27 protein-coding genes and 1 pseudogene are annotated in these 25,586 nt (G+C 56.3%); 14 read left to right on the top strand and 14 right to left on the bottom strand.

The features are described 5' to 3' along the window. On the top strand, positions 1–182 hold a 182-nt coding region (locus QN224_RS31220), incomplete at its 5' end, for a hypothetical protein (RefSeq protein ID WP_283979822.1). Then, positions 182–478, top strand: a complete 297-nt coding sequence (locus tag QN224_RS31215; protein ID WP_283979821.1) for a hypothetical protein — start codon at positions 182–184, stop codon at positions 476–478. The genes QN224_RS31220 and QN224_RS31215, both read left to right, overlap by 1 nt. 448 nt (positions 479–926) lie before the next feature. Here QN224_RS31215 and QN224_RS31210 read toward each other — a convergent pair whose 3' ends face one another. From QN224_RS31210 to QN224_RS31185, 6 genes are all read right to left on the bottom strand, one after another. Beyond that, complete coding sequence (locus QN224_RS31210) at positions 927–2,465, bottom strand: PLP-dependent aminotransferase family protein (RefSeq protein ID WP_283979820.1); 1,539 nt, start codon at positions 2,463–2,465, stop codon at positions 927–929. A gap of 219 nt (positions 2,466–2,684) precedes the next feature. Continuing rightward, positions 2,685–3,869, bottom strand: coding sequence for a CoA transferase (locus tag QN224_RS31205; RefSeq protein WP_283979819.1), 1,185 nt, complete (start codon positions 3,867–3,869; stop codon positions 2,685–2,687). Next, positions 3,869–5,014: an acyl-CoA dehydrogenase family protein gene (locus QN224_RS31200; protein WP_283979818.1), complete on the bottom strand. Its 1,146-nt coding sequence runs from the start codon at positions 5,012–5,014 to the stop codon at positions 3,869–3,871. Before QN224_RS31200 ends, QN224_RS31205 begins: the two co-directional genes overlap by 1 nt. A gap of 7 nt (positions 5,015–5,021) precedes the next feature. After that, positions 5,022–5,867, bottom strand: coding sequence for a carbohydrate ABC transporter permease (locus tag QN224_RS31195; protein ID WP_283979817.1), 846 nt, complete (start codon positions 5,865–5,867; stop codon positions 5,022–5,024). Continuing rightward, positions 5,864–6,823: a sugar ABC transporter permease gene (locus tag QN224_RS31190; RefSeq protein ID WP_283979816.1), complete on the bottom strand. Its 960-nt coding sequence runs from the start codon at positions 6,821–6,823 to the stop codon at positions 5,864–5,866. The genes QN224_RS31195 and QN224_RS31190 overlap by 4 nt, the downstream gene beginning before the upstream one ends. Positions 6,824–6,860: 37 nt before the next feature. Further along, positions 6,861–8,105, bottom strand: coding sequence for a sugar ABC transporter substrate-binding protein (locus tag QN224_RS31185; protein ID WP_283979815.1), 1,245 nt, complete (start codon positions 8,103–8,105; stop codon positions 6,861–6,863). Between the two features lie 110 nt (positions 8,106–8,215). Between QN224_RS31185 and QN224_RS31180 the strand changes: the two genes are divergently transcribed. The 9 genes from QN224_RS31180 to QN224_RS31140 all read left to right on the top strand — a co-directional run bounded on the left by QN224_RS31180 (position 8,216) and on the right by QN224_RS31140 (position 16,287). Then, complete coding sequence (locus tag QN224_RS31180; protein ID WP_283979814.1) at positions 8,216–9,025, top strand: IclR family transcriptional regulator; 810 nt, start codon at positions 8,216–8,218, stop codon at positions 9,023–9,025. Between the two features lie 70 nt (positions 9,026–9,095). Continuing rightward, a complete protein-coding gene (locus tag QN224_RS31175) occupies positions 9,096–9,848 on the top strand; it encodes a 3-deoxy-manno-octulosonate cytidylyltransferase (RefSeq protein WP_283979813.1) in 753 nt (250 codons plus the stop codon). Then, the gene (locus QN224_RS31170; RefSeq protein WP_283979812.1) at positions 9,845–10,651 is read left to right on the top strand and encodes a fumarylacetoacetate hydrolase family protein; all 807 of its coding nucleotides are present in this window, start codon (positions 9,845–9,847) and stop codon (positions 10,649–10,651) included. The genes QN224_RS31175 and QN224_RS31170 overlap by 4 nt, the downstream gene beginning before the upstream one ends. Positions 10,652–10,710: 59 nt before the next feature. After that, a complete protein-coding gene (locus QN224_RS31165; RefSeq protein WP_283979811.1) occupies positions 10,711–11,787 on the top strand; it encodes a sn-glycerol-3-phosphate ABC transporter ATP-binding protein UgpC in 1,077 nt (358 codons plus the stop codon). A gap of 165 nt (positions 11,788–11,952) precedes the next feature. Continuing rightward, the gene (locus QN224_RS31160; RefSeq protein ID WP_283979810.1) at positions 11,953–12,702 is read left to right on the top strand and encodes an electron transfer flavoprotein subunit beta/FixA family protein; all 750 of its coding nucleotides are present in this window, start codon (positions 11,953–11,955) and stop codon (positions 12,700–12,702) included. A gap of 12 nt (positions 12,703–12,714) precedes the next feature. Then, positions 12,715–13,653 carry an electron transfer flavoprotein subunit alpha/FixB family protein gene (locus QN224_RS31155; protein WP_283979809.1) on the top strand — a complete coding sequence of 313 codons (939 nt, stop codon included), beginning with the start codon at positions 12,715–12,717 and terminating at the stop codon, positions 13,651–13,653. Between the two features lie 108 nt (positions 13,654–13,761). Further along, positions 13,762–14,592: an IclR family transcriptional regulator gene (locus QN224_RS31150; RefSeq protein ID WP_283979808.1), complete on the top strand. Its 831-nt coding sequence runs from the start codon at positions 13,762–13,764 to the stop codon at positions 14,590–14,592. Positions 14,593–14,621: 29 nt separating this feature from the next. Next, positions 14,622–15,455: a sugar phosphate isomerase/epimerase family protein gene (locus QN224_RS31145; RefSeq protein ID WP_283979807.1), complete on the top strand. Its 834-nt coding sequence runs from the start codon at positions 14,622–14,624 to the stop codon at positions 15,453–15,455. A gap of 1 nt (position 15,456) precedes the next feature. Then, positions 15,457–16,287 carry a ThiF family adenylyltransferase gene (locus QN224_RS31140; RefSeq protein ID WP_283979806.1) on the top strand — a complete coding sequence of 277 codons (831 nt, stop codon included), beginning with the start codon at positions 15,457–15,459 and terminating at the stop codon, positions 16,285–16,287. Between the two features lie 49 nt (positions 16,288–16,336). Here QN224_RS31140 and QN224_RS31135 read toward each other — a convergent pair whose 3' ends face one another. Both QN224_RS31135 and QN224_RS34165 read right to left on the bottom strand, forming a co-directional pair. Continuing rightward, positions 16,337–16,948: an iron-containing alcohol dehydrogenase gene (locus tag QN224_RS31135; RefSeq protein ID WP_283979805.1), complete on the bottom strand. Its 612-nt coding sequence runs from the start codon at positions 16,946–16,948 to the stop codon at positions 16,337–16,339. Then, complete coding sequence (locus QN224_RS34165) at positions 16,912–17,043, bottom strand: hypothetical protein (protein WP_369292625.1); 132 nt, start codon at positions 17,041–17,043, stop codon at positions 16,912–16,914. Before QN224_RS34165 ends, QN224_RS31135 begins: the two co-directional genes overlap by 37 nt. Before the next feature lie 83 nt (positions 17,044–17,126). Here QN224_RS34165 and QN224_RS31130 point away from each other — a divergent pair, with 83 nt between their 5' ends. Next, a complete protein-coding gene (locus QN224_RS31130) occupies positions 17,127–17,384 on the top strand; it encodes a hypothetical protein (RefSeq protein ID WP_283979804.1) in 258 nt (85 codons plus the stop codon). Between the two features lie 450 nt (positions 17,385–17,834). Here QN224_RS31130 and QN224_RS31125 read toward each other — a convergent pair whose 3' ends face one another. Further along, complete coding sequence (locus QN224_RS31125; RefSeq protein WP_283979803.1) at positions 17,835–18,194, bottom strand: hypothetical protein; 360 nt, start codon at positions 18,192–18,194, stop codon at positions 17,835–17,837. Between the two features lie 41 nt (positions 18,195–18,235). Between QN224_RS31125 and QN224_RS31120 the strand changes: the two are divergent. Continuing rightward, positions 18,236–18,631: pseudogene (locus QN224_RS31120) on the top strand (ATP-binding protein); the annotation flags it as partial. 36 nt (positions 18,632–18,667) lie between these two features. On the opposite strand, the gene QN224_RS31115 reads toward QN224_RS31120, so the two are convergent. The 5 genes from QN224_RS31115 to QN224_RS31095 are packed head-to-tail and all read right to left on the bottom strand — an operon-like array spanning position 18,668 to position 23,804. Continuing rightward, positions 18,668–19,726 carry a Gfo/Idh/MocA family oxidoreductase gene (locus tag QN224_RS31115; protein WP_283979802.1) on the bottom strand — a complete coding sequence of 353 codons (1,059 nt, stop codon included), beginning with the start codon at positions 19,724–19,726 and terminating at the stop codon, positions 18,668–18,670. A 55-nt stretch (positions 19,727–19,781) separates the two neighbouring features. After that, complete coding sequence (locus QN224_RS31110; RefSeq protein WP_283979801.1) at positions 19,782–20,927, bottom strand: ABC transporter ATP-binding protein; 1,146 nt, start codon at positions 20,925–20,927, stop codon at positions 19,782–19,784. Between the two features lie 37 nt (positions 20,928–20,964). Further along, positions 20,965–21,777 carry an ABC transporter permease gene (locus QN224_RS31105; protein WP_283979800.1) on the bottom strand — a complete coding sequence of 271 codons (813 nt, stop codon included), beginning with the start codon at positions 21,775–21,777 and terminating at the stop codon, positions 20,965–20,967. Positions 21,778–21,779: 2 nt separating this feature from the next. Beyond that, positions 21,780–22,688 (bottom strand): ABC transporter permease, encoded by a 909-nt coding sequence (locus tag QN224_RS31100; RefSeq protein ID WP_283979799.1) that lies wholly within the window; start codon positions 22,686–22,688, stop codon positions 21,780–21,782. A gap of 30 nt (positions 22,689–22,718) precedes the next feature. Next, entirely contained in the window at positions 22,719–23,804 is a 1,086-nt protein-coding gene (locus QN224_RS31095) for an extracellular solute-binding protein (RefSeq protein WP_283979798.1), read from the bottom strand. Positions 23,805–24,195: 391 nt separating this feature from the next. Between QN224_RS31095 and QN224_RS31090 the strand changes: the two genes are divergently transcribed. After that, complete coding sequence (locus tag QN224_RS31090) at positions 24,196–25,524, top strand: PLP-dependent aminotransferase family protein (protein ID WP_283979797.1); 1,329 nt, start codon at positions 24,196–24,198, stop codon at positions 25,522–25,524. Positions 25,525–25,586: the final 62 nt, after the last annotated feature.

Genomic DNA, 25,586 nt, shown 5'->3' with positions numbered 1-25,586 from the left:
CGGGCGAAAACCCATCGAGGCTCGCGGCGCTGAACATCGAGCCGCATGAAGAAGCCGGATATACGTCAGCAGTTGTGACCATCAACCGGATTCAGCCAATCTGTTGCAATCGGGCGGGGTCCATATACGTCCACATATGGAATTGGTCACCTGTTGCCGTCATCTGCGCCGAGGCGGCATGATGGCAACAGTCACTTATGTCCGCACCATCAAATATGTTGCCGAAATTCTTGGCGAGGATCCAGGGCTTCTCCAGGCGATCGTCAGCAATGATGACAACCTGACCTACGGCAGTATCACCAGCGTCTATAACGGTGAGGACGAATCCATCACCGCCCTGACAGACGACGGCATGGAGGAGTTGGAACAGATGCTCTCCTATGCTCGCCGCTCAACTCAGGAATGGAACGACTTCCTCAACAGCTTTGTCGACGACGAAGAACTCATCGCCCGCATCAAAGCAAAATCTCCGCGGTAGCAATCGGCCGGTTACCCTTGACAAGTCAGGAGGCCGCTGGAATTGGTGAGGTGCAAATGGTGTTATGGCGAACGGTCGAGCCGGAATCGGACAAACCCGATCAGTGGGTACCGCTTGAAAGCGCGTTGACCTGTCTGGGATCCGATCAGCGGACTACATCAGGGCCAGCGGCATGAACAAGCCGCAATCAAAGGCCGAATACCTGCTTCCGCGAGGGCTTGCGCACACGCCAAACCGATATTTCTTCCGCCTCCTGTCACGACGGCTGTGCGGCCTGTCAGGTCAAATTGCTTCCCATAGAATCCTTCGAGCGGCCGAGGTTTAGGTGTCTTCTTTGCGTCCGAAATCATGCCGCACTTTCCCAATGGTGTTGTCCCGCCAGTTTATTCTTGGTACAGTTCACGGGACAGGGCCGCTTGGCACCGTTGCAGGAGGCCAATTCGGTTTTTTACGCAACCGAATCTTGAGAGAGGAAGAGTCGAGCAAGCCGCGAGGCACTTAGTTTTATCTCGATCTCGCTAAACCCTGCAAACGCAAGCAAAAGGCCTCGGACGTCTTTCCGTTTGATACACATTGGACTGACAGGCTTAAGCGCCACGCCCACGTCCGCTGCTCGGCGACAAAATTCGACATCGTCAATCCGCTCGTCTCTTAGGTGCGCAAATAACTGGGTACCTTGGACTGCTGGCAATATTTCAATGTGCTCGCTCAAGAAGCGATAAATGATCTCGAAAACTTGGTCGCGGGCCTCGCGGTAAATCCTACGCATTCTGGAAAGGTGGCTCGATAGATGTCCTTCGGCTAGGAAGTCCGCCATCACCAACTGCTGAAACATGGGGGGCTGCCGGTCCGCCAGAAAACGGGCGGCAAGGAATGCCGGCATCAACCGCTGTGGCACCACGGCAAAGCCTACTCGTAGGCCAGGCATGAGCATCTTAGAGAACGTCCCTATATAGATCACCCTTGAGGCTTCATCCAGACCCTGTAGTGAAGCCAAGGGTCGGCCCTCGTAACGTATTTCACTATCGAAGTCGTCTTCTATGATCCAGCTATTGTTCTCACGCGCCCAACGCAGAAGTTCTATCCTGCGCTGTAGTGAAAGGGTCACACCAAGAGGGTACTGATGCGATGGCGTAACGAAGGCCAAACGGGCGTTCGTGCACTCAGCTACACCGAAACCTATGTCCATGCCGTCACTATCCACGGCGACGGGAAAAATCCGGCCTCCGACGCTCTCGACTGCTGCGCGTGTCGTCATGTAGCAGGGATCTTCGAGCCATATGTAATCACCCTTGTCGACTAAAACTTTGAGCGCCAAGTCGACTGCCTGCTGTGCTCCACTGACAACTACGATATTGTCCGCATCGCATCGTACTGCTCGCGCAGCTCGAAGATAGACCGCTATTTGCTCCCGCAGTTGGGGGAGCCCTTGAGGATGCGAATAGGAGGCGTGTGTTTCGCCTAGCGTTGTCAAGTGACGTTGTGCCAGTCTCCGTAGAGTTTGCAGACTTCGCGCGTCGAGGGCGCAAACGCCAGGATTGAATGGCTGCCGGCCTCCGAGCGGAAGCGACGGCCACCAGCGCTCGGCGATTTGTCCCAACTGAGACATGTCATTGGGGGGACAACTGGATCGTTCTGCGGCATCGCGGCGCTTGTCCGGATGAAATAATTCGGTCGATACGTCGGCTACAAACGTTCCCGACCCAATCCGCCCACAAATGTATCCTTCGGCCATCAGTTGCTCATATGCCTGGGTGACCGAGTTTCGTGAAACGTGGAGTTCTTCTGCGAGGGCACGCGTCGACATGAGCCTAGACTCTGTCTTCAGCCGACCGCCAATGATCGCCTCGCGCAATGCGAGATAGATCTGGCGGAAGATGGGAACGTCAGAATCCCGGTCCACCGCTAGACCGATCAATTCCGCGATAGAACCCCGCGGAGAGTATATCTGTTTAGCAGACGCTCTCGGCAAACCGGACCGGTCCATGCGGCAAACCTCTTCGCCTCTAGTTTGGCCTTAATGTCTTCGGAGCGTGATCTTACAACACGCTGGTGGCATCTTCGATTCTTGATCAAAGATTGCTGATTGCTGCACATGGCAGGCTCTCGCCGGCCACGGCCACGGCACAGCTCGGCCTTTGTCCATAACGTCGCCGACTCAGCAGATATGACGTCGCCGAGCCAGCGACGTTTTGCTTGCGGCGGTTCAGCCGACAGCCTTCACTTCGTGCGACAGGCTAAACTCAGCCAGCACCTCCTGCGTGTGTTCCCCCAAAGCGGCTGCAGGCCGGAGTGAGACGAGAGGAGTCTTCTCCATTCGGAGGGGCTCCGCGATGACTTTGTATTCGCCGCCATAAGGAGTTTTAACATCTTGGATGATGCCGGTTTCGACCACTGCAGGATCCGCTAGTGCCTCGCGAAGTGTGCGGACGGGTGCAGTCCAAGTTCCGGTCGGTTCAATGATCGACATGGCCTCCGCTTTCGTCATCGGTGCGAGGCGAGCTGCGATTTTATTAGCAATCTCATCCCGATTGAACCGGATCTTCTGCTCTGTAATGTCATCTTCCGAAAAATCTTCGATCTGCAGTGCAGCCAACAGCCTTTTCACCATAGGCACGCCACCGAACGTCGAAAGCACGATTGCCCCATCTTTTACTTGGTAGACGCCATAGGGAGCCGACTGGTTTACATGAGCAATGCCGGCGCTGCTCCGCTCGGGATTCGGATTGACGTTGAGTATATAGGACGCCTCTTGCGCCATCAAATACAACGACGACGACATCATGTCGGCGCGCAAAGCTTGGCCTTCGCCGGTCGCATCACGGTGGCGAAGAGCGGCAAGAATACCCACAAGCACCTGCATCGCTGTGAACCCGTCTATAATGTAGGCACCCACTGGAATTGGTGGCCCGTCGCCGCGCCCCGTGAGGCTCGCGATACCGCTTAGAGCTTGGATCAAGAGATCCTGCCCCGGGCGGTCGCGTGCCGAACCCTCGGGGTCGTAAGCGGAGATAGATGCGTAGATGATGCGAGGATTGATCTTCTTGACTTCTTCGTATCCGAGGCCGAGCTTTTCCATAACGCCGGGGCGATAGTTTTCAATCAGTACATCGCTCGTTGCGATCAACGCTCTTGCGGCGGTCATGCCATTCTCTGTTTTGAGGTTCAAACACACATTGCGCTGATTGCGATTCGTTACGACAAAATAGGGGCTGATGCCCTGGAGACGGCCATCCGGATCGCGCAACGCGTAGCGGTTGACGTCTTGAGCAGGGCTCTCAACCTTGATGACATCGGCACCAAGTGATCCCATATATTGGGCAGCAATCGGGCCGGCAGCGAAATGCGTGAATGCCGCAACGCGGATTCCGTCGAGTGCAGTCTTAGGCATTATGCAGCCTCTTTCTTAAGGTGACGTGCAATGATCATTCGTTGCACTTGATTGGTACCGTCCCAGATCTGGTGTATCTTGGCGTCCCGGAAGAGCCGCTCGATCGGATATTCCTTCGAATAGCAGTAGCCGCCGAAGACCTGCATGGCGTTGGTCACGTTGCGCATGCACATGTCACCAGCAAAGGTCTTTGCGAGGGAGGTCGCGTAGGTAAACGGTTGGCCTGCGTCCCTAAGCGCTGCCGCCTTGTGCATGAGAAGCCTCGCAGCTTCGATCTCGATCGCCATATCGGCAAGCATGAATTGAACGGATTGGAAGTCGAAAACAGGCTGCCGGAACTGTTGACGTTCAAGCGAATATTTGAGTGCTACATCCATGGCAGCCTGAGCGACTCCCACCGCCATTGCGGCGGCCCCCAACCGACCAGCTCCGTCAAGGCCGTGCATGACCGCGCGAAAACCTTCATCGCCTCCAAGCTGTTGGCTCTTTGGAATTCTGCAGTTATCGAAGAACACGGGGGCAGTTGCGAAGCCTCTGATGCCCATCAAATCCAGCTTCTCACCAAAGGACAGTCCTGGCGTGCCCCTTTCGACGATGTAGGTGCGAATGCCTTTGGAACGCTCTGATTTGTCGACCGTGGCCACAACGATGAAGAAATCGGCGACAAGAGCGCCCGAGATCCACATCTTCTGGCCGTTGAGAATCACGTCATCCCCATCGATGGTTGCCGTCGTGGAGACGGAGGCGGCATCGGAGCCGGCATTGGGTTCGGTCAGGCAAAAGCTGCAGAGGGATTCGCCGCTGGCAAGTCGGGGCAGATACTTCTTTTTTTGTTCCTCCGTACCCATGGCGACAAGGTAGTGCACCATCGACTCCGTGAGAGTGACGCCGTTCGCCACCGCTGAGGACGCTTTTGCGATTTCTTCAACGACTATGCACCAGGTTACGGTGTCAGCGTCGCTACCTCCGTACTCGGAGGGTGCTGTCATACCCAGCAGCCCGAGCTCTCCCAATCTCTGATGAAGAGCGCAGTCAAAAGTAGAGGTCTCGTCGATCTGGCGCGCCTTTGGCGCGATCTCTTCGCTGGCAAAGCGTCGCGCCATGTCGCGGATCGCCTCTTGTTCGGGGTTTTGTGTTATCTGCATGTTGCAATCATCCCTTTACTGCACCGGCACCAAGTCCAGCCATGAAGTGCTTTTGAATCAGGAGGAAAAGGATCACAGGCGGCAGAGTGAAGATCGTGGCTGCAGCCAGAATTTGATCCCAAGGTGTGACGTAGATCCCAATGAACGAAGCCAGCCCTACGGTGCCCACCCATTTTTCGGTCGCCGTAACGACGGTGCGTGCGAACATGAATTCGTCCCAGCCATTGATGAAAGTGAAGACGGAAACCGCTACCAGCCCTGGAAGTGCGATCGGCAGAGTGATGCGGGTCATAATGAAGAACCAGGACGCCCCATCGACTCGCGCGGCCTCTTCTATCTCGACGGGTATCGTGTCGAAGATCGACTTCATCATCCAGATTACAACGGGCAGCGAAAACGCGAAGTTGCCAATGATGAGGCCAAAGAGCGTGTCCGTAATGTTCAAACCGATATAGATCGTGTAGATCGGAATAATGAGTACAAGAGGCGGCATCATTTGAGTGGTAAGAATCACCAGCGCGAGTGTGGACTTGCCGCGGTATCGGAAACGGGACAGCCCGTAAGCCCCGGAGACGCCCGCCGCCAATGCGAGTACTGTTGATCCAACCGAAACCACGAACGAGTTCCAGAGCCAGAGAGCGATGTCCGTGTTGTTTATGACATCGGCATACGCATGAAAATCATACGACTGAGGCAGCAGCTTGGGCGGATACGTAAATAGCGCTCCGCCGGAATCCATGGACGTTTTGAACATCCAATAGAATGGGAATAGAACAGCAAGTAAAAGACTGGCGAGAATTACATAGAATGCCGCTGACCAGAGCAGCTGCTGTGCTTTGTTGGCGCTGATCATTGTTGCCTTCCTTTGCGGTAAACTAGGGCAAGATACGCTGCGGAGAATGTCAGCGACAGAAGCAGAACAATTGTGCCAATTGCGCTTGCTGTGCCTACGCGGAAGAACTTGAATGCCTCCAGGTAGCTGCGCACCACGATGGTTTCCGTGCAGCCGGCTGGACCACCCTCGGTTAAGAGAAAGATCGCCGTGAAACTCCATCCAAAGCTCCATATGGCGATAAGCAGCGTGAGCATGACGGTAACACCCCGTAGGCCCGGCAGTGTGACATACCGGAACGCTTGAATGGGCCCGGCGCCGTCAATTTTTGCTGCTTCGTAATATTCCGAAGGGATAGTCTGCAGACCTGCCAGGAACATCACTGTGCCAAAGGGGACGAGCTTCCAGATCGACAAGGCGCCCACGCTATAGAAGGCTGGCGGGCATGCCGTGAGGAAGTTGATTTTATCTGATGCAAGCCCGGTCGCATGGACGAGGTAGTTCAACACACCAAACTCATAATCATACATCCAGCCCCAGACGATACCTGCTGCTACGTACGGCACGGCCCAAGGCAGAAAGAATAGCGCGCGAACAAGACCACGCCCTGGAAAATTCCTGTCTAGCATGAGAGCAATGGCAAGCGACAAGCCGCATACAAAAACGACATTGCCAACAGTCCAGGCCACCGATGTTTTCATCACAGAAGGGAACCAGTCGCTGGCGATGATGTCGCGATAGTTCTGCCAGCCGATAAATCGCGCAGCACTCCCGATATTGTTCGAATAGAAGCTGATTACGATTGCGTGTATCATCGGGTAGAAGAATACGACCGCCAAGGCGAGGAAGCTCGGTAGAAGAAAGGTGTAAGGCACCATCGCCTCGCGCCTTTGATATCCAAACCAGGGGCGGATTTCTTCGCCCTCAGGGCTTAATGCAGCCACTTCGAGGCCGCCTCTTCGCATGTTGATATCCATTTCGTTTCCCCTGGGAAGTTGTGGTTCTCAGCAGGTCTCACTTCTTTGTCCCTATGAAATCCGTGAGTTTCTGTTGAAGGTTGTTTGCTGTTTCTTCTGGCGAAACACCCTGGAAAAGCATGTTCTCCAAGCCTTCCGAAACGATCTTGATGATTTCCGGTCCATATTGCTCCACACCTTCCGGCGCATACGAGTGAGCCGTAAGGGAGGCGGTTTCGAAAGCCTTGAACCAGGGATTCTGATCGAAGAACTTGGCGGGCAACATGTTCACGCGACCCGGATAAGCCTTACCGATCTGAGCGATCTTCAACTGAAAGTCACTTTTGAGCATGCGCATGAGCACGGCAGCAGCAGCATCCTTGTTCTTGGCGCCTTTTGGTATGCCGAGGAAGACGGTGACGGAAACCGTTTGACCACCAGGGAACGGCAAGGGGATCGCACGCAAATCCTTGTAAACTTCCTTATCGGCGCCCTCGACAACGCCGGCGATGAAGGAGCCGGCTGCGTACATGCCCACTTTTCCGTGAGCAAACATGTCTCGGTAGACGCCAGTATCGACGCCGCGCGGTATTAGGTTTTCATCGAAGAGTTGTTTGTAAAGACTAAGGGCAGCAATAGTTTCCGGCGAGTTGGCACTTGGACGACCATCCTTGAAGAACCCGCCTCCGAAGCCACCAATCAGAGGTGAGATCTCGATGAAGTTCAGGCTAGCGTTGCCCGGCTTCGAGGCAGTGGCATATCCGAATTGCTGCGCTTCTGGTTTGCGCAGCTTCTTGGCCGCTTCCAGGAACCTCGCGGCATCCTTTGGTGGTTGCATGCCGGCATCACGGAAGAGCTTGTCATTATAGAAAAGCGCACGTGCGTTAACGACAATAGGTACGGCATAAACATGGCCGCCCTTCTGACCCAGCGACGCCGTCGGCACAAAGCTGGCGCGATCGATGCCTGCAGTACTCAGATAGTTATCTAAGGGTTCGAGAAGACCTTGCTCAATGTAGGCGCGGACGTCCGGATCATAGAAAGTACCGATGTCTGGCGGGTTCCCGTTGCTGACGTCCGCAAACTGCTTGTCCCAGAACGTCGCAACCGGAATGAGCACATTGTTGATGTGGTTCTGAGGGTTGTCCTGCTCATATGTGCTTTTCAGTTCCTTCAGTGCCGGGGCCAAGCCGGGGTCCTTCCAAAGGAAGCTCGGCCATTGGATATCTGCTGCGTGACTTACAGTGGATGATGCGAGCACGAATGCCAGCGTCAGTGCTCGTGTGCGGAATGCAGCCTTCATATGGACTTCCTCCCAAAGTCGTTTCGTATGCGATTGAATGAATTGGTTGACCGATACGGAAAAGCAGTCTACGCTGAATATAGTTTCTAATAGAATGGTATTCCACGATCATGAAGGTTGTCAACTCACTCATTGAAAATTGCTTTGCAATCCTGGAACTCCTGGCCACCGAAGCCCAAAGTATGCGGCTTTCGGACCTTGCTGACAGACTCGAGTTACAGCGAAGCGGAGCCCATCGCGTCCTGACAACCCTTGTGGGGCTTGGTTGGGTCGAGCAGGACGACGCTACGGACTTTTACAGGCTGTCTCTGAAGCTTCCGGCCATCGGATATCGCTTTATGCAGGCGGCGTCGATGCCCGACGTTCTGCAGCCGATTTTGGATAAGTTGGCTAAGGACAGCCGAGAGCTCATTCGTCTGGCTGCTCTTGCCAGCGAAAACCTTACGACGATTGCGCACGCACAGGGGGCTCAGGGTAGCCTGATCTGCCGGTCCCGAACATTTCCTGTGTTGCCTCTGCATGTTAGCGCGAGCGGGAAGGTCTGGCTGGCAACGTTGCCGCGCGAGGAGGCCCTAAAGCGCGCGCTGGAGTCGGGACTAGGAAAGCCGGGCGTTTATGGCCCGCGAGAAATCAAGACTGTCGATGAGTTCATGTCCGAGCTCGATCGCACAACCACTCGCGGCTGCGGCATTGCCCTTGAGGAGGCAGAGGAGGCGGTCGGGGCAGTAGCAGCCCCCATCATTACCGCCTCAGGTCAATTCGTAGGGGCGCTCGCTATTGTCGGCCCGGCTTTTCGGCTGAGCGAAACCCGTTTGAGCGAGCTCGGCGAACAGGCCAAGGCTAGCGCAGCGGAATTGGCACTGGTGTGGCCGCTGCGCTCCGTCGCTGGCCCCGATGCACGGGATGGCGACGCAGCATGAAAAATCGGATCTCTAATCGTTTGTGCTCGGCAGTGGTCGTCCGCGGCTCCAGAGAGCAGGGGCCAAAAACATGAAGCCGGTCGTGATTATCCCTGCGCGCATGAACTCCAGCCGGCTCTACGGAAAGCCGCTTGCCGACATTCATGGTGAGCCGATGATCCAGCATGTTCTCCGCAGAGGCTTGGAAGCGGATTTGGGCCCTGTTTTGGTCGCGGCAGGAGATCCCGAGATAGCAGAAGCGCTGGCTCCGACGGGTGCCCACGTCATTGTAACGGACCCTAACCTCGCTTCAGGGTCCGATCGATCGCACGCGGCATTGGCGAGTTTCGACCCGGACCGCATTTACGATGTGATCGTCAATCTGCAGGGTGATATGCCAACGATTTCACCTCTACTGTTGCGTAAGGCAGTTTCTGTTCTCGATGATCCTACGTTTGACATCGTCACCCTGGCGACACCAATATCTGACCCACTGAACGCAGATCGAACAGCTGTAGTCAAAGTTGCGGTGGAGCCCGCGTCGGAGGATTCGGTCCCTGGCAGAGCCGTTTACTTTAGCCGCTTGCCCATTCCGCATGGCGCCCAGCCGCTTCTTCATCATATAGGACTTTACGTCTATCGACGCGAAGCACTTGATAGATTTGTCGCGGCGAAACCATCTCGACTCGAGCGCCTCGAAAGACTCGAGCAACTAAGAGCGCTGACCCTGGGTCTGACCATCGGGGTCTCCGTTGTTGATGCGTCACCCCTTGGTGTGGACACATACGAAGACTTGGAAGAAGCGCGCCGCCAGTTGGGCCTTGATGCGGGATCGGCGTCATGAACAAAGCTCTGCATGATGCTGCGCTGCGACTGGTGGCGAAGCGAACAAGGCCTTGTTGTGGCGAGGTGAGACTCACGGGCATCGATACGCTATCGGGAGCTTACGAGGTACAAGAACATACGCGCCGGCTACTGGATGCGAGGGTGGTGGGTTGGAAAGCTTCACTGCAACCCGACGACACCCTGTTGTCAGCGCCTGTTCTTGATTGTGACACCTTTAACACAGGATGCACGGTATCTGTGCCAGGGCGAATTGAGCATGGCTTGGAATGCGAGCTCGCGTTCTTGATCGACAGTTCACTCCCGCCTCGACCCAGCCATGGCTATAGAAAATCTGACGTTGCACCGCATGTCAGCGCAGCTATGCCGGCGTTCGAGATGCTCCAAAGCCGTTTAGCGGACGCGTTCAGATCACCTCAAGCGCATGTAGTGGCCGATAGCCTTGGTAATGGCGGGGTCGTGCTTGGAGTTCCCTCGTACGATTGGCAACACAGCAACCTTTGCGAACTCGGCATTACTCTCCACATCCATGGGAAGGTGATCACGTCGAAACGGTACTCACATCCCGCAGGAGATCCGTTCGATGTCCTGGTGGCCCTAGCAAATCATCTGGCCGAACGGAAATCGGAGCTCAAGCCCGGTCAGTTCGTCATCACAGGATCGTACACGGCTGCGCAGAAGGTTCCGCCGGGTTCCCACGTCACGGCTACTCTCGACGGCTTCCAGCCAATCAAGGTGCGAGTTGCGGCCGACCATGAGTCTCTGACACATTCACTGGCTGGGCAGTTTACCAGTTCGTCATGACAACCCGGCTGAGATCACTGCAAAACATCAGTACGCGACAAAAGGAAGGGAACATAACAATGGCCAATCTGAAGATAGCAAATCTGCGCAAGGCGTACGGTATTCATCCCGTCATCCACGGAGTCGACATCGACATCGCGCACGGTGAATTCGTAATCCTAGTAGGGCCGTCTGGCTGTGGAAAGTCGACGTTGCTTCGCATGATCGCTGGCCTCGAAACCATCACCTCGGGCCAGATCCGCATTGCCGATAAAATCGTCAACGACATCTCTCCAAAAGAGCGTGACATCGCGATGGTGTTTCAGAACTATGCGCTTTATCCCAATATGACGGTCGCGCAGAATATGGGTTTTGCGCTAAGACTTCAAAAGGCTCCAAAAGCCGACATAGACCAGCGGGTATCGAACGCCGCGGGCATCCTGGGGCTTGAAAAGCTGCTCGATCGCTATCCTCGTCAGCTGTCGGGCGGTCAACGCCAGCGCGTCGCGATGGGAAGGGCGATCGTTCGAAACCCCAAGGTATTCCTGTTCGACGAGCCTTTGTCCAACCTGGATGCGAAGCTGCGTGTTTCGATGCGCTCCGAGATCAAAGCCCTCCATCAGCGGCTGGGCAGCACGATTGTGTACGTGACGCATGATCAGATCGAAGCCATGACGATGGCGGATAAGATCGTCGTCATGCACGACGGCATCGTCGAGCAGATAGGCACTCCATTGGACCTCTACGACAATCCGGCCAATCTGTTTGTGGCAGGATTCATTGGCTCACCATCGATGAATTTCATTGAGGGAACGATGTCTGTCACCGGCATGAAAGATGAGAGCGGAACGATCTGGAACGTTGGTGAAGGGCACAGGGCCAGTGCCGGCAGGCCTGTTACACTCGGAATTAGACCGGAGCATATCCGGATTGATCCTCATGGATATAAAGCAAGGGTCTATGTCGTCGAGTCGACAGGCTCTGAAACACAGATCATCGCAGACGTAGGACAGGCTCGACTGACATGCCTCATCCGAGACCGAGTGGATATCAGGGTCGGCGACGAGATCGGGATCACCTTTGATCCTACGCTTGCGCACCTTTTTGATCGCCAAAGTGGCGACCGTATCGTGAGGATGGATCGGTTAGCAGCCTAGCGAAATTCGGACGACGCCCGTGCTCGCGGATCGACCGTCTGCTGATGACTTCAGCGGAGAGACGAGAGCCTGTTCGAGATTAACGTGCAGCGAGCCCGTCCGATACAGCTCGCTCAATTCGTACCAGCCGCTATTGATGATGGATAAGGACAAGAGACGTTACCGATGAAGCTTTTTGTGTGCGTAAAGCGGGTGATCGACTTCAACGTCAAGATCCGGGTGAAGCCAGATGGATCTGGCGTTGAATCGGCAAACATCAAGACAGCGATGAATCCGTTCGATGAGATCGCTGTGGAGGAGGCCGTGCGACTGAAGGAGCAGGGGAAAGCCGCAGAGGTCATCGCTGTCTCCATCGGTCCTGGAGAGTCCGCCGATACGATCCGCGCAGCACTTGCAATGGGTGTCGATCGCGGAATTCATGTTAAGACCGCTGAGCTTGTCGAACCCCTATCCGTAGCCAAACTTGTCGCTCGCCTAGTGGCGAAAGAAGCTCCGGATCTTGTTCTCATGGGCAAACAAGCCGTCGATGACGACTGCAGTCAAGCTGGTCAGATGCTTGCAGGCTTGCTTGACTGGCCTCAAGCCACCTTTGCCTCGGAACTCCTCGTCGATAATGGAACGATCAATGTTACGCGAGAGGTAGACGGCGGCCTACAGACATTGTCGCTGGACCTTCCGGCGGTTGTCACGACTGACTTGCGCCTCAACCAGCCCCGCTACGCGTCGCTTCCCAATATCATGAGAGCCAAGAAGAAGCCCATTGAGGAGACTTCGCCGGAAGCACTCGGGATCGATATAAAGCCTCACCTCAGGATTCTCAAGACGACTGAGCCGGCAACCCGCAACAGCGGCATCAAAGTTGGATCAGTCAGCGAGTTGATTGCACTGCTGCGGGCCGAACCCGGTTTGCTTTAGGAGAACAAGAACGTGTCTACGCTGCTTATCGCCGAGCACGAGAATGCTGAGCTCAAGGAGAGCTCGCATCGGGCTCTTTCCGCGGCCACCGCACTTGGGGCGCCTGTTCACATCCTGATTTCTGGTCTGCATGCCCGGCCAGCGGCCGAAGCGGCCGCGCAGTTCATCGGCGTGGAAAAGGTCCTGCTCGCCGACGATCCGCTTTACGAACATCAGCTTGCCGAGCCGATGGCGGAACTCGTCCTTTCGCTTTCTGCGTCTTACGATGCATTCGTCGCGCCTGCGACCACCACCGGAAAAAGTCTCATGCCGCGCATTGCGGCACGGCTGGATGTGATGCAGGTCTCAGACGTGATCAAGGTCATCTCTCCAGACATTTTCGAACGACCCATATATGCCGGCAATGCGATCCAGACGGTCCAGACAACTGACGCAAAGAAGGTGATCACCGTGCGCACGGCTGCTTTCCCGCCCGCGCCCCGCGGCGGCGCGGCGAGCATCGAAACGATTTCAGCGTCCGGCGATCCGCAACATTCTCGCTTCGTGCGCCAAGAGATTGCTGAGAGTAGCCGACCCGAATTGACAACGGCGCGGATCATTATTTCGGGGGGGCGTTCACTCGGGAGTGCCGAGAACTTCACCCAATTGTTGGCGCCGGTAGCCGATCAATTGGGTGCGGCTATCGGTGCGTCTCGAGCAGCGGTTGATGCCGGCTACGCTCCTAATGACTGGCAGGTTGGCCAAACCGGAAAAGTCGTCGCGCCTGATCTTTATATTGCGGTCGGAATTTCTGGAGCAATTCAGCACTTGGCCGGAATGAAGGACTCAAAAGTGATCGTCGCGATCAACAAAGATCAGGACGCCCCGATCTTTCAGGTAGCCGACTACGGTCTCGTGGCCGATCTGTTCGAGGTTCTTCCGCACCTCCAGCAGCAGCTTGCAACAGTCTAACAGTGGTTACGGGGCTGCCGTCGACAGCAATGGATTTCGCACCTTCACAATGGTATTGGAAATGAATTCCGTTTCGGAAAGATCATTGTGAAGAGCGGAGAATATCAGATGACAGTTGCGGCGGTATCGAGATGCCTATCGTTGTTGGAAATCCTGGCTGGAGAGAGTGAGGCCGTTGAACTTTCAGAACTGGCCGATCGACTTGATATGCCGGCAAGTGCGGTGCACCGGCTGCTTGCCACTCTGACAGGTCATGGTTGGGTGGTACAGGACGCTGCGAGCCAAAAGTATGCTTTGTCCTTGCGGATGAGCACGCTGGCATTTCGCAATCTCGATGCACGAAACGTTCCGGACGTTGTGCAGTCTATCCTGGATCGGTTGGCGTCACAAACTCGGGAGTATTGCCGGCTGGCCATACTTGAAGGTCAGGATCTCGTTTGGGTCGCGCGGGCGCAAGGTGCCGCCCACGGTCTGAAGTATGATCCCGACATGGGGCAGGAGATAATCTTGCACGCGACGGCGAACGGTAAGGCGTGGCTTGCGACCTTACCGGAAGAACAAGCAATTTCGATCGCATATTCGCGGGGGTTCGGCGGTGGTCGGAAGCTCGGGCCGAACAGCGCGCGCAACATCGATGCACTGCGCGTTCGGCTCGCGGAGACCCGTCGCCAAGGATTTGCAACTTCGGTGGAGGAGGCCGAAGCCGGCACCGCAGCAATTGCTGTTCCTTTTCGCGCGAGCGCCGACAGCAGTGCCGGAGTCGCTGGAACCATTTCGGTGGCCGGACCGCTAGTTCGGATAACGCCGGACCGGTGGGAAGAGCTGGCGAGCGCACTTCATCGTGCGGCCGCTGAGCTCAGCGAGATCTGGCCACTCCGCAGCCGTCAACGCGACGCAGCGCGACCCAGAGAGCGTGTGCCGTCGATGATCTCCGGCTGATAAGTGACCACCGCTGACAGATGGAGGTTATGGTCGGCATGTCCGCGAGTAAAAGCGTTTGTAGATCTATTGTCATCAATCATGCCACGGTACGAGATCGTGCTGATATGCCGACTTTCGTGCGTCTATGCGCCGAACGAGGCATCGAGACTGTTTCCATTTGGGGGGATGAGATTGAAAGGGTTGGTGAGGCCACGGCGCTTGCCGCGCTTCGGACGCATGGCATCGCCGTATCAGGCTACAACCGGATTGGCCCTTTCACCGACGAAGGTTTGGCCCGGGCGCCCTTTGAACTCGAGCGCGCAGCAAGGTTTGGCGCTGACCACGTCTTCCTGTTTACCGGCGGCCTAGCAGAGACGGAGCACGATCTTTTCGCCGCTCGAAAGCGTGCTGAAGACAGGATTGCCCAATTGCTTGAAATGGCAAGGCGCGTGGGGATCAAGCTCGCGATCGAGCCCCTTCACCCAATGCTTGTCGGCGATCGTACCGTGATTGCCAGCCTTTCCCACGCAAACAAACTTTGCGAAGCGCTCGGCTCAGGCATCGGAGTCGTCGTGGACGTCTATCATGTCTGGTGGGATGAACGGCTGGAAGCGGAGATCCTCCGTGCTGGCCAAGCTGGCCGGCTCTTCGGCTTTCATGTCAACGACTGGCTCGTCCCGACAAGACACCTTCTTACCGACAGAGGCATGATGGGTGATGGGATCATCCATCTCGCTTCCATCGACCGCATGATGCGCCAGGCAGGGTTCGAGGGCCCTGTCGAAGTGGAACTCTTCTCGACCGATTGGTGGGCGCGCGATCCCGCTGAAGTCCTGGATATCGCCCTCAGCCGTTGTCAGCGGATCTTCCGGAGCAATTAGCATGAAACACATACCCAATCTCGACGGCCGTTCGCGCGTATATGCGGTTTTTGGCGATCCCATCGCGCAAGTGCAGACGCCGCACCTCATCAATCCCATCTTTGCAGCAGCCGGCGCCAACCTTTACGCGGTGCCCTTTCATGTTACGGCTGAACATTTCGACGGTGCATGGAATGCATTTTCCGCGATGTCCAATCTCGCTGGAATTGGCGTGACGGTCCCGCACAAAGTAGCCGCGTGCGCGCGCTGTGCAACTTTGACCGCCACAGCAAAGGCGGTTGGCGCAGTCAACGCGGTCCAACGCGGCGCTGACGGGCGCATGCACGGAGCGCTTTTCGACGGGCAGGGCTTTGTCGACGGCTTGGGCGAAGCGAAGAGCCGTTTGCGCGATGCCCGGGTGCTCATGGTGGGCGCAGGCGGCGCTGGCCGTGCCATCGCGTTTGCCCTTGCAGCGGAAGGTGTCGGTCAGCTCGACATCATCGATCCCATGGGGTCCTCCCTTGTTTTTACGCTTGAGATGTTCAACGCCGTTCGAGGAAGAGAATGCGCGAGAGCGGCCGACGTTTCGGGAGGTTGGGACTACGACGTAGTCATCAATGCTTCGCCTATTGGAATCAAAGGTTCAGCACAATTTCCGATGCCGGAAGCATCTCTTCACGCCGACCTCCTTGTGGCAGATATCGCCAGTTTAACCGCCCAAACGCCCTTACTTCGCGCAGCTCGTGCCGCCGGGGCTACGACCTCCGACGGTAACGATATGCTTTCTGCTCAAATCAAGCTGATCGCGGGGTTTGCCGTCGGCCTGCCGGCAGGTACCCCTCTCGGGCAATAAGTGATCGACCCACGTCAATTTGGATCTGCCGGATGTGCCTGCAGGCATCCTATCGTTGAATTGCGAGTGGACGTCCTTGTTCCAGCGGCTGTTCAGCCTTAAAATCACGCGCAGGATTACCTTTGCGTGCATCCCACTCTTCGATTCGACGGATGCTGATTGCAATATCAGCCGCAAGAACTGGTCGGGCGACATTGCGCAGATGAGGGCTTCGGAAGCAAGCTCCTGCCAAGTCATCGATCTCTTCCGACGTAGGCGAGTCGAGCCCCATGTCGGCGAGCCGTGCAGGCAGCCCGATCTGCTGAAAGAATTCCGTCATATCGTCGAGTTCATCCTCACTGCAGCCTTCTACGGCGAGCTCAACAAGAAGTCCGTAGGCAACGTGTTCGCCATGTTGGGCATGTCGCGTTCCGCGCGTAACGAGAAGGCCAAGCATCATGGCATGGGCTATCGAGAGTCCGCCATTTTCGAAGGCAAGGCAGCTCAGGAGAACAGCGGCCTCAACTGCGGCCTCCACGTCTGCAGTGACTTCCCCGCGCTCTACCGCGCGCATTGCGGCCACACCATGAGCCCGGATCATTTTGTAGCAGCCCTCGGCAACAATCAATGCAGAACGCAGCGGCTTCAACCCGTGCTTGTTGACACCGGTTCCAGCAAACATCCGTGCGCTTCGAAGGACTTGGTTATTGCATCGCCGATGCCAGCACAAAAAAAGCGGGCCGGCGCGGCCGTGATCACGGCCGTGTCGACGATCACGCAATCAGCTACGGTTCATATGCTCAACTGCCACGAGCCGATGGTGATCATCATAGACCCCCAGTCCGCATTCCGGCAAGAAGGTGCCGATCGTCGATCGCAAGACCGGCGACATCCGCGAGGCGAAGCTGTTCCTCGGCGTTCTCGGTGCGTCGAGCTTCACTTTCGCCGAGGCCACCTGGACCCAGACCTTGTCGGACTGGATCGGTTCGCATGTGCGGATGTTCACCTTCTTCGGCGGCGTGCCCCGTCTGGTCGTGCCCGATAATCTGAAGTCCGGCGTCAAACGGGCCAGCTTCTACGATCCGGAGATCAACCGCAGCTACCGCATGATGGCTTAGAACGGCGTGCGCTTCGCCCAGTGCAGCCGATAACCAAATGAGACGCGATCTCAGCCAGATTGTCGCTCTACAGCCCAGAGCTGCATTCTCGGTCGGCTGCGCAAGCAGACGTTCTTCTCGCTCGCCGAGGCCAATGCCGCGATTGCCGACGTGCTGGAGCGCATCAACAATCATGTCATGCGCCGTTTGGGTGTCAGCCGTCGCCATCTCTTCGAGACGGCGCGCGGCGCTCGCAAGCTTGCCCGCCGACGAGTACGAGTTCGCCGAATGGCTTTGCGCGGGTCTCGACCGATTACCATGCCGAGTTCAAGACCTTCTTCTATTCCGTCCCGCACGCGCTCATTCGCCAGCAGGTCGATATCGCGATATCGGGGCGACCGCGCGGATGATCGAGATCTTTCATCGCGGCAAACGCGTCGCGGTCCATCAGCGCCGCTAAGGCGGGCCGCGCTATGAACAGACCCGGCGCACATGCCGATCTCCCACCGCCGATACGCCTAATGGACGCCGGAGCGCTTCCGGCGCTGGACCGCGTCCATCGGTCCGCAGACCGAAGAGCTGATCGTCGCCATTCTCGCCAGCCGGCCACATCCCGAGCAGAGCTTCAGAACCTGCCTCGGCATCCTGCGCCTCTATCGCGACATCGGCCGCGAGCGCGCCGAGGCCGTTTCGGCGCGGGCCGTCGAGATCGGCGGCCTGACCTGCAAGACGATTGCCTCGCTCATCGTCACCCACAAGGCCACCAGACATTCCACCGAACCCGCCGCCGTCATGGAACACGCCAATCTGCGTGGTCCCGGCTACGTTCATTATGGAGACACCAACGATGCTGACCCAATCCGACCATCGACATGCTGCGCGAACTCGGCCTGACAGGCATGGCCAGTGCCTATCAGGAACTCGAGGCGCAAACGGAAGCGAGACACCTCGAGCATGGCGAATGGCTTACACTGCTGCTCGAACGCGAGGTGACGACACGCCGCCAGAAGCGCTTCGAGGCGAGAGCCCGCGCTGCAAAGCTGCGCCATGACGCCCAGATCGAGAACGCTGACTTCCGCGCCGCCCGCGGCCTGAACCGCAATCTCTTTATGAAGCTCGCCGGTTGCGACTGGCTCTCTCAGAGCCATAGCCTGCTGTTGATCGGACCCGCCGGCATCGGAAAGAGCGGGCTTGCCTGCGCGCTCGGAAACAAGGCATGCCGCGGGGACTTCTCCGTCGCCTATCACCGCCTTCCAAGGCTGTTCGCCACCCGAGAATTCTATGTTAGGTTTCAGCGGTATAAATCAGATTTTTTTCATAGCAGACTGTAGCACCAGGTGAGCAAGTTCTAAACTTTTCACGTTGTCCTCAGCTGACGGAAAGAAGTCTTCACACTGCCCGCTTACCACCGCTGCTTGGAAGTCGGCCAGGACAGCGGCTCGACCAAACAAATCCCGGGTGGCTAATTCTTCTTCAGTGGAAGTTTCGCCGCGTCGCACCTGAAGGCGCTCTCCATTTAGTGATACGTCGCGATCTCCGCGGCTACACCAGTCCACGCATCCGTTTTCAAACTCCATTCGCCAATCGCCCGAGAAAGTCGTTTCAGGGGCCCGGGTTATCCAGCTACCGCTCCAGTTGACGACCACCCCGTTGGCAAAACGGATCAAGGCCGACGCTGACGCCGGGTCGCTATATTTACTCCAGATGGGGCTTGAGGCGAGAGCATCAACATGTGTTGGTTCAGCGCCTATAATCATGCGCATAAGATCAAAGTGATGGATTCCCATGTCAAGGAGAAGCGGCTGCACCATCGTCTGGTGCCAGCGAGCTCGAGCTTCTGATTCGAAAGTGATGCGGCGGCGAAAATCTACGCGCACGTCGCCGAGCAGTCCCAGCTCTTGTTTCCGCACTATTTCGCGTGCGCGGACAGCCGCGGGGTAGTAGCGGAAGTTTTGATTGACCATCAGGACGCGACGCGCTTCCCGGGCGATTTCTGTCAGACGACGCGCATCGCTCAGTTCGTAGGTAAAGGGCTTCTCGACGAGAACATGCAGCCCGATCTGCAGGGCCTCTGTGACAAGGTCCGGATGAGCATCGGTTGTTGTGAGGACGAGAGCGGCTTCTGCGCCAGTCGCGGCGGCCGCTTCGCTGATTGAGCGGAAGAAGAGGGACGGCAACACATTCAGACGGCTTGCTGCCTCTGCGACTTTTGAGGGCTGCCGGTTTACGAAGGCGACTATCTCGATACCCGCGACTTGCGGAACAACTGTCAATGCCCAGTTGACACCCCAGTCGCCAATGCCAACCTGGATGACTCGCATGAAATTTCCCTTGCTGCTGATGCGGTTGATCGCGCTTTGCAAATGTGTGGAACTAGTCCCGTAGGCGATTTCACGGGGCCGGCTTTGAATGGGTTGGTCAGCCGCGTGTGGCTTTTGGCACCAGAACCGCATTCTCCGTTGGGAACCGCAGTCCGACCGTCTGGTCGAGTACGAAACGACGCGACGGGCTCGGCTTCGCGAACGCTGTTACTGTTCCCACCGGCGTGTCGACCTCAATCCGCGTGAAACTACCCAGGTAGACGGACTTCGTTATTCGACCTTGCAACATGGCCTCGCTCTCGGAGCAGACCTCGACGTTTTCCGGGCGGAGCAATAGGAGATATTGCTGCGCCGGATTGATGGCGAAATCCAGGCTACAACGCAATACACTGCCGTCCGCGAGTTTGAAGTCGCTTTCGGACGACTGATTGACCGGAAGGAGGTTTGCCTCCCCCAGGAAGTTAGCCACGAATTCGGTCTGAGGGCGCTGGTACAAGCTCTCAGGTGATGAGACCTGTTCGAGCCGACCATCTCGCATGACAGCTGCGCGATCAGAAAGCATCAGGGCCTCACTCTGGTCGTGAGTCACATAAACGATCGTGAGCCGCAGCCGCTCCTGCAGGTTCAAAAGCTCCAGTTTGAGCTCCTCGCGAAGATTCTTGTCCAACGCGCCCATGGGTTCGTCCATCAGGAGCACATGGGGCTCGTAGACCAATGCGCGGACAAGAGCGACGCGTTGGCGTTGGCCGCCTGACAACTGGAGCGGCAATCGGTTGGCGAACTTATCAGGCGATAACTTCACCATTTCCATTGCCCGGCGCACGCGTATGTCGATGTCAGCTTTTGACAGGCGTCTGAGCTTGAGGGGATAAGCGATGTTGTCGAATACGCTCATATGGGGGAACAGCGCGTAGCTTTGAAACACCATTCCAATGCCTCGTGCATATGGCGGAACCGATGTGACATCCTGGTGGCCGATGTGGATTGATCCCGACGTTGAACTCTCAAACCCCGCCAGCATCATCAGTGCTGTCGTCTTGCCCGACCCGGATGGGCCGAGCAGAGAAATGAACTCTCCAGGCTCGATATCGAGTGAGACGTTGTCGACAGCGCGAACTATCCCATACTCTTTCGTGAGACCTCGCATTTGCACCCGAGAACCGGCTACTGAACCAATTTTTTCTAACACCGGAACTTCTCCTGTATAACTTTGCGACTGCACGATTGCTGATTGGATGCCCACGAAACCTTCCTTCTAAGTCAATTTGACAGACGTCGCTTCACATTGCAGGGGCGGCTTCCGCCCACCGCCGCTGCCAGCGCTGGAGGATGCCCGCCATCCACATCAGCACGACTGCAATTATGATCTGGACTGTTGAAACGGCAGCGACGACCGGCGAGGCTGCCATGGACAAACTGGAGAAGATCCGCACAGGCAGTGTCGGCGCAAGGGATCCCGACACGAAAACTGTCACGACGACCTCATCGAACGAGATCAGGAACGCGAACAGCCCTCCAGTGATGATGGCCGGCAGATTGACGGGCATCGTCACGTCGCGAATTGTGCGCCAGCGATTTGCTCCTAGGCTGAGGGCAGCGAGTTCGATGCTGGGATCGATCCGGGCCAATGCCGAAGCTACGATCAGGTAGACATAGGGGACACCCAGCACAGTGTGCAATACGGCAAGACCAATATTGGAGCCGATCATGTCCAGCTTTGCAAAAAGTGAATAGCCACCCGTTGCCAGGATGATTGGCGGAACCACCAGCGGTGCGATTGCGAGAGCTTCAACCAGACGCTTTGCTGGAAGTTTTGTCCGCGCCACGCCAAAGGCTGCAATGCTGCCAATGGTCGTAGAGAACAAGGTGGCCAGACCACCGACAAAAAGCGTCCGCAAGACCGCCTCATTCCACCGTTCGTCAAACACAAACTCCTGATACCAGCGCCAGGAAAACAGTTGCGGAGGAAATCTCAGGACGTCGTCGGTGCTGAACGACAGCCAGACGACTACCAGTGTCGGGCCGGTAAGATAGAGAGCTACCGCTGCAATGAGCAGAAAACGCATGCGGCGGATGTTTGCTGTGTCGCCCATCTCTATCTCCTGTAGTGAGCAGCGACGCTGCCGATTTTGCTGGCAATGAAAAGCAGGCAAAGGGTCACTAATAGTAGGAGAACGGACATCACTGCACCGCCCTTCAGATTGTAAAACGTAATGACCTCCGTGCTGATCATATTGGAGATCATTGCGCTTTTCGGTCCGCCGAGAATTGCTGGTGTAATGTAGAAGCCGAGGGAAATGACGAATACCAGGATAGCGGCCACCGCCGCTCCCTGCTTCGTGAGCGGCAACACAACCTTGGTAAATGTCTGCCGCCCTTTTGCACCGCATATCGCAGATGCTCGTAGGAGGTCGAGGTCAAGACTCAGAAGCGTCGTGTAAATAGGGAGGATTGCAAAAGGCAGCATAGCCTGCACCATGCCAATCAGGACGACTGGTTCGGAGTTCAGCATCGTCAGCGGCTGGTCGATTAAGCCGAACTTGAGCAGCACTGTATTGATGATGCCAAAACGACTGAACATTGCCGTCCAGGCGTACGTCCTGACGACGATGCTCGTGAAAAGCGGAAACATGATGAGGGCCAGGGCGATTGAGCGCACGGTTTGTGAACTCCTCCACATCGCGTAGGCCATGGTGTAACCGACAACAACGCTGATGATCGTGACGATCAACGCGACCCGAAATGTTCGGAACGCAACGGAGTGAAACAGATCATCTCGCATAACGTCATATAACAGTTGACCAGCGGCTCCTACTCCCTGATCGAATATTGCTAAAATCAGTGCGATAATGGGTCCGAAGAAGAATACGCCAAGTACGGCAAAAAGCGGGGAAACGCTCGCAAAGCCAATCGGCTTCGAAAGAACAACTCCCTTGTCGACTTCCGCGACGGCGCTTCCCCGCTGAGGTTTGAATTTGTACGTCGATTGCATAACAAGGTCCAATTGGTCTTTCGCCTGACTACTCAGACTAGATTATCGAGCCACGTAGGCCTGCCAGGCTTTGCCAAGTTCGACTTCCTGGTCCGACATCTTCTCTAACAGATCATCAGTCAATGTCGTGAGAACCGCCTGTGCCTCCGGCGTCACGCTGAGAAACGGCTTTAGTTCCTCTGGGAGGTAGTCAATCGCCTCCGGATTCGGCGCGCTATAGCCGACTTGCTTGGTGAACTCCGCCTGCCGCTTCGGATCCAGCATGTATTCGACGAAAGCATTAAGAACGTCCGCGTTCTTCGTTCCCTTCGTGTAGACGAAATAGGCAAAGAATTGGATGCCGCCGTTGTACTGGATTTTCCATTCCGGGTTCGCTTGCGCCGCTTGAATGATCCGGCCGTCCCAGCAGAGGCAATAGTCGACGTTATTGTCGATCATCAACTGGGCCATCTGACTTCCGTTTGTCCAGTAGGACGTAACCTGGTCTTTGATCCGGTCGAAGATCTTGAGGCATCGATCGACGTCGATACCTTTGCTGAGGTCATCGACACTGACTCCATCGCTTATCAGTGCCAGCGTGCAATTGAACGACGCTGAGCCGGCGTTCGAGCCCATGGCGCGGGCGCCCTTGATACTCGGATCAAAAAAATCTTTCACGCTCTTCATTGGTGTGACGTTGTCACCCGAGCGATAGGAGACTGTCACGACCTGATTGATAACTCCCACGCCGTTTCCATGTATCGCCGCCCTGGGAAGCTTGCTTAGGCCGGGAATGGCAGACGCGTCGATCACTTCGATCACTCCGTCGCTAACCAGCCTTGGCATGTAAGGGGCATCGACCGACGAGAGGCCGTCCCACTGGATGTCCTTCGACTTGGCCTGGGCTGAAGCCGCGGTAACCGCTTGGTCCATACTCGCCTCAACCAATCGAATCTTAGCGCCGGTCTCAGCTTCGAACGGCTTTACGTAGGCCTCCTGGAGGGCGGTCGTATATTTCCCACCCGGGCTCCAGATAACGGCTTCTCTGCCTTTAAGGTCTGCCGAAAACACGGCAGACGTCGCAAATGCAAATGCGGCAGTGATGCCGACGTAAGGCATCGGTTTCTTAAGCAATGATTTCATGCTCATGCTCTCTCTCCTTTGGTGAATCGCCCGGTGTCGTAATGCTCCCGCAAGCGGTTGCAGATCGTGTTTCTAAGCATCGTACAGGGCAGCTGCAGAAGCTCCGCTCGCAGCACGAGGCTCTGAACAAACTCAGCCTCGCGGCTGTTGATGTCTCGCCGAAACGTTAGTCGTGTTCCCCGCCGCCTTGAGGCGGTCATTGGTTATGCGGAATGCAATTCCATCTAGAACATCAATACAAAACTGTGTCAAGCTGATTCATGTCGGTGCACAAAAAGTGACGACATGCCGATACAAAACGCTACAAGTTACAAAATTTGTATCGTTCCCACTTGCGAACAGAATGTACGCAGCTTAACTTCGGGCCACTTAGATTTTTTGCGGAGCATTTGCCGTTTTGAGCAAGAGTGAAGACCTGTTAGCCACAGTTCTGGCCGACTTGAAATCGGGGCGATATCGCGTTGGCTCCAAACTGCCGCCCTTGCGTGAATTGGCTCGGCAGAACAAGGTTTCCGTTTCGGTCGCCGTCAAGGTCTACGACGAATTGAGACGGCGAAATATCATTAAGACCGGGGGGAGCCGCGGTACAACCGTCACCGCGTTCGCCACCGATCCGAATGAACATCCATCGAACGCATGGTTCGGCTCTGTTATCGATCTTAACCAGACCTATCCTTATGTGCCAGAGCTGATCGGCGAACTATCAGAGCTATTTTCCGACACTGCCCAACGTCAGGGTTATATTGGTCCGGGAGTGGCCGATCCTCGGATATTGCAAAGCGCCGGCGATCGCTGGTTTCAAATGACGCAGGTGCCGATCGTTGGCCGATCCGTGCAGGTTACAGCCAGCGGGCAATCGGCCTTGTTTTCCATTCTGCTGATGCTGCGCCGGAGATTGCGCTACGTTTATGTCGACACCTTCACTTATTTCGGCCTGCGTTTCATCTTGGAAGCTTTAGACTTGAAAGCGCTTGCCGTTGAGGGCGACGAGGATGGCATGCGGCCGGATGCCTTGGAAAAGGCGCTGAGATCTAACAAGCCCGGCGCGATTTACCTCATGCCTTCAGTTCACAGTCCAATGGCATATTCTATGCCCGCCGCACGAATCGAAGATCTTGCGAGAGTCGCGAAGAGCCACGATTGTCCAATCATCGAAGACGATCCCTTCCGCTATTTGCTAGACGTGCCGCCGCCAAGTTTCGGCGAATTCTATCCCGAAGGAACATTTAGTGTATCGAGCTTCTCCAAGGTCTATGGAGCGCAGACACCACTGGCGTTCGCCGCCGTTCCCGAGTCAGCGCGCGGGGACATCGTGCTCAATGCGCGTAGTGCCTTTTGTGAATTTGCCTTGCCCCAGTCGTGGATTATATCCCAATGGATCATGTCAGGCAGAATCGAGGAGCATCTCGCCGTGACGAAGTCGGTGTGCTCGGCGTTTCAAGCCATAGCCGCAAGAATCTTTCCCGCGCAGGCGGTTTCCGCCCAGAAACAGGCGCCGTTTATATGGCTGAAGCTGCCGCCCCAATGGGTCAGCAGTTCTTTTGTCGGATCGGCGATGCGCAACGGCGTGCACGTTGCGGGAGGGGATGATTTTTGGGCTGGCGGTGAACGTCGGGGCGACTACGTCCGGATCTCCGCCTTTCCTACTTCTGGACCGAAGCATTTGCCCCAAGCCCTTGAGATTCTCGGCACAATTTATAGCCGCGATCGCCTGAATCTGGCGTAAACAAGGCTCCGAAACAATCACGCGACACCACGTCACTGCGCTCCCTTCGTCAGGCCGCGCAC

The organism is Sinorhizobium sp. 7-81 (assembly GCF_030124405.1).
Taxonomy (GTDB): domain Bacteria; phylum Pseudomonadota; class Alphaproteobacteria; order Rhizobiales; family Rhizobiaceae; genus Sinorhizobium; species Sinorhizobium psoraleae.
This window is presented reverse-complemented; position numbering and strand designations above follow the sequence as displayed.

Excerpts from the sequence above, each read along its gene's own strand:
- QN224_RS31215 (WP_283979821.1), top strand. The coding sequence starts at position 182 with ATGGCAACAGTCACTTATGTCCGCACCATCAAATATGTTGCCGAAATT.
- QN224_RS31210 (WP_283979820.1), bottom strand. The coding sequence starts at position 2,465 with ATGGACCGGTCCGGTTTGCCGAGAGCGTCTGCTAAACAGATATACTCT.
- QN224_RS31205 (WP_283979819.1), bottom strand. The coding sequence starts at position 3,869 with ATGCCTAAGACTGCACTCGACGGAATCCGCGTTGCGGCATTCACGCAT.
- QN224_RS31200 (WP_283979818.1), bottom strand. The coding sequence starts at position 5,014 with ATGCAGATAACACAAAACCCCGAACAAGAGGCGATCCGCGACATGGCG.
- QN224_RS31195 (WP_283979817.1), bottom strand. The coding sequence starts at position 5,867 with ATGATCAGCGCCAACAAAGCACAGCAGCTGCTCTGGTCAGCGGCATTC.
- QN224_RS31190 (WP_283979816.1), bottom strand. The coding sequence starts at position 6,823 with ATGGATATCAACATGCGAAGAGGCGGCCTCGAAGTGGCTGCATTAAGC.
- QN224_RS31185 (WP_283979815.1), bottom strand. The coding sequence starts at position 8,105 with ATGAAGGCTGCATTCCGCACACGAGCACTGACGCTGGCATTCGTGCTC.
- QN224_RS31180 (WP_283979814.1), top strand. The coding sequence starts at position 8,216 with ATGAAGGTTGTCAACTCACTCATTGAAAATTGCTTTGCAATCCTGGAA.
- QN224_RS31175 (WP_283979813.1), top strand. The coding sequence starts at position 9,096 with ATGAAGCCGGTCGTGATTATCCCTGCGCGCATGAACTCCAGCCGGCTC.
- QN224_RS31170 (WP_283979812.1), top strand. The coding sequence starts at position 9,845 with ATGAACAAAGCTCTGCATGATGCTGCGCTGCGACTGGTGGCGAAGCGA.
- QN224_RS31165 (WP_283979811.1), top strand. The coding sequence starts at position 10,711 with ATGGCCAATCTGAAGATAGCAAATCTGCGCAAGGCGTACGGTATTCAT.
- QN224_RS31160 (WP_283979810.1), top strand. The coding sequence starts at position 11,953 with ATGAAGCTTTTTGTGTGCGTAAAGCGGGTGATCGACTTCAACGTCAAG.
- QN224_RS31150 (WP_283979808.1), top strand. The coding sequence starts at position 13,762 with ATGACAGTTGCGGCGGTATCGAGATGCCTATCGTTGTTGGAAATCCTG.
- QN224_RS31145 (WP_283979807.1), top strand. The coding sequence starts at position 14,622 with ATGGTCGGCATGTCCGCGAGTAAAAGCGTTTGTAGATCTATTGTCATC.
- QN224_RS31140 (WP_283979806.1), top strand. The coding sequence starts at position 15,457 with ATGAAACACATACCCAATCTCGACGGCCGTTCGCGCGTATATGCGGTT.
- QN224_RS31135 (WP_283979805.1), bottom strand. The coding sequence starts at position 16,948 with ATGTTTGCTGGAACCGGTGTCAACAAGCACGGGTTGAAGCCGCTGCGT.
- QN224_RS31125 (WP_283979803.1), bottom strand. The coding sequence starts at position 18,194 with ATGAACGTAGCCGGGACCACGCAGATTGGCGTGTTCCATGACGGCGGC.
- QN224_RS31105 (WP_283979800.1), bottom strand. The coding sequence starts at position 21,777 with ATGGGCGACACAGCAAACATCCGCCGCATGCGTTTTCTGCTCATTGCA.
- QN224_RS31095 (WP_283979798.1), bottom strand. The coding sequence starts at position 23,804 with ATGAGCATGAAATCATTGCTTAAGAAACCGATGCCTTACGTCGGCATC.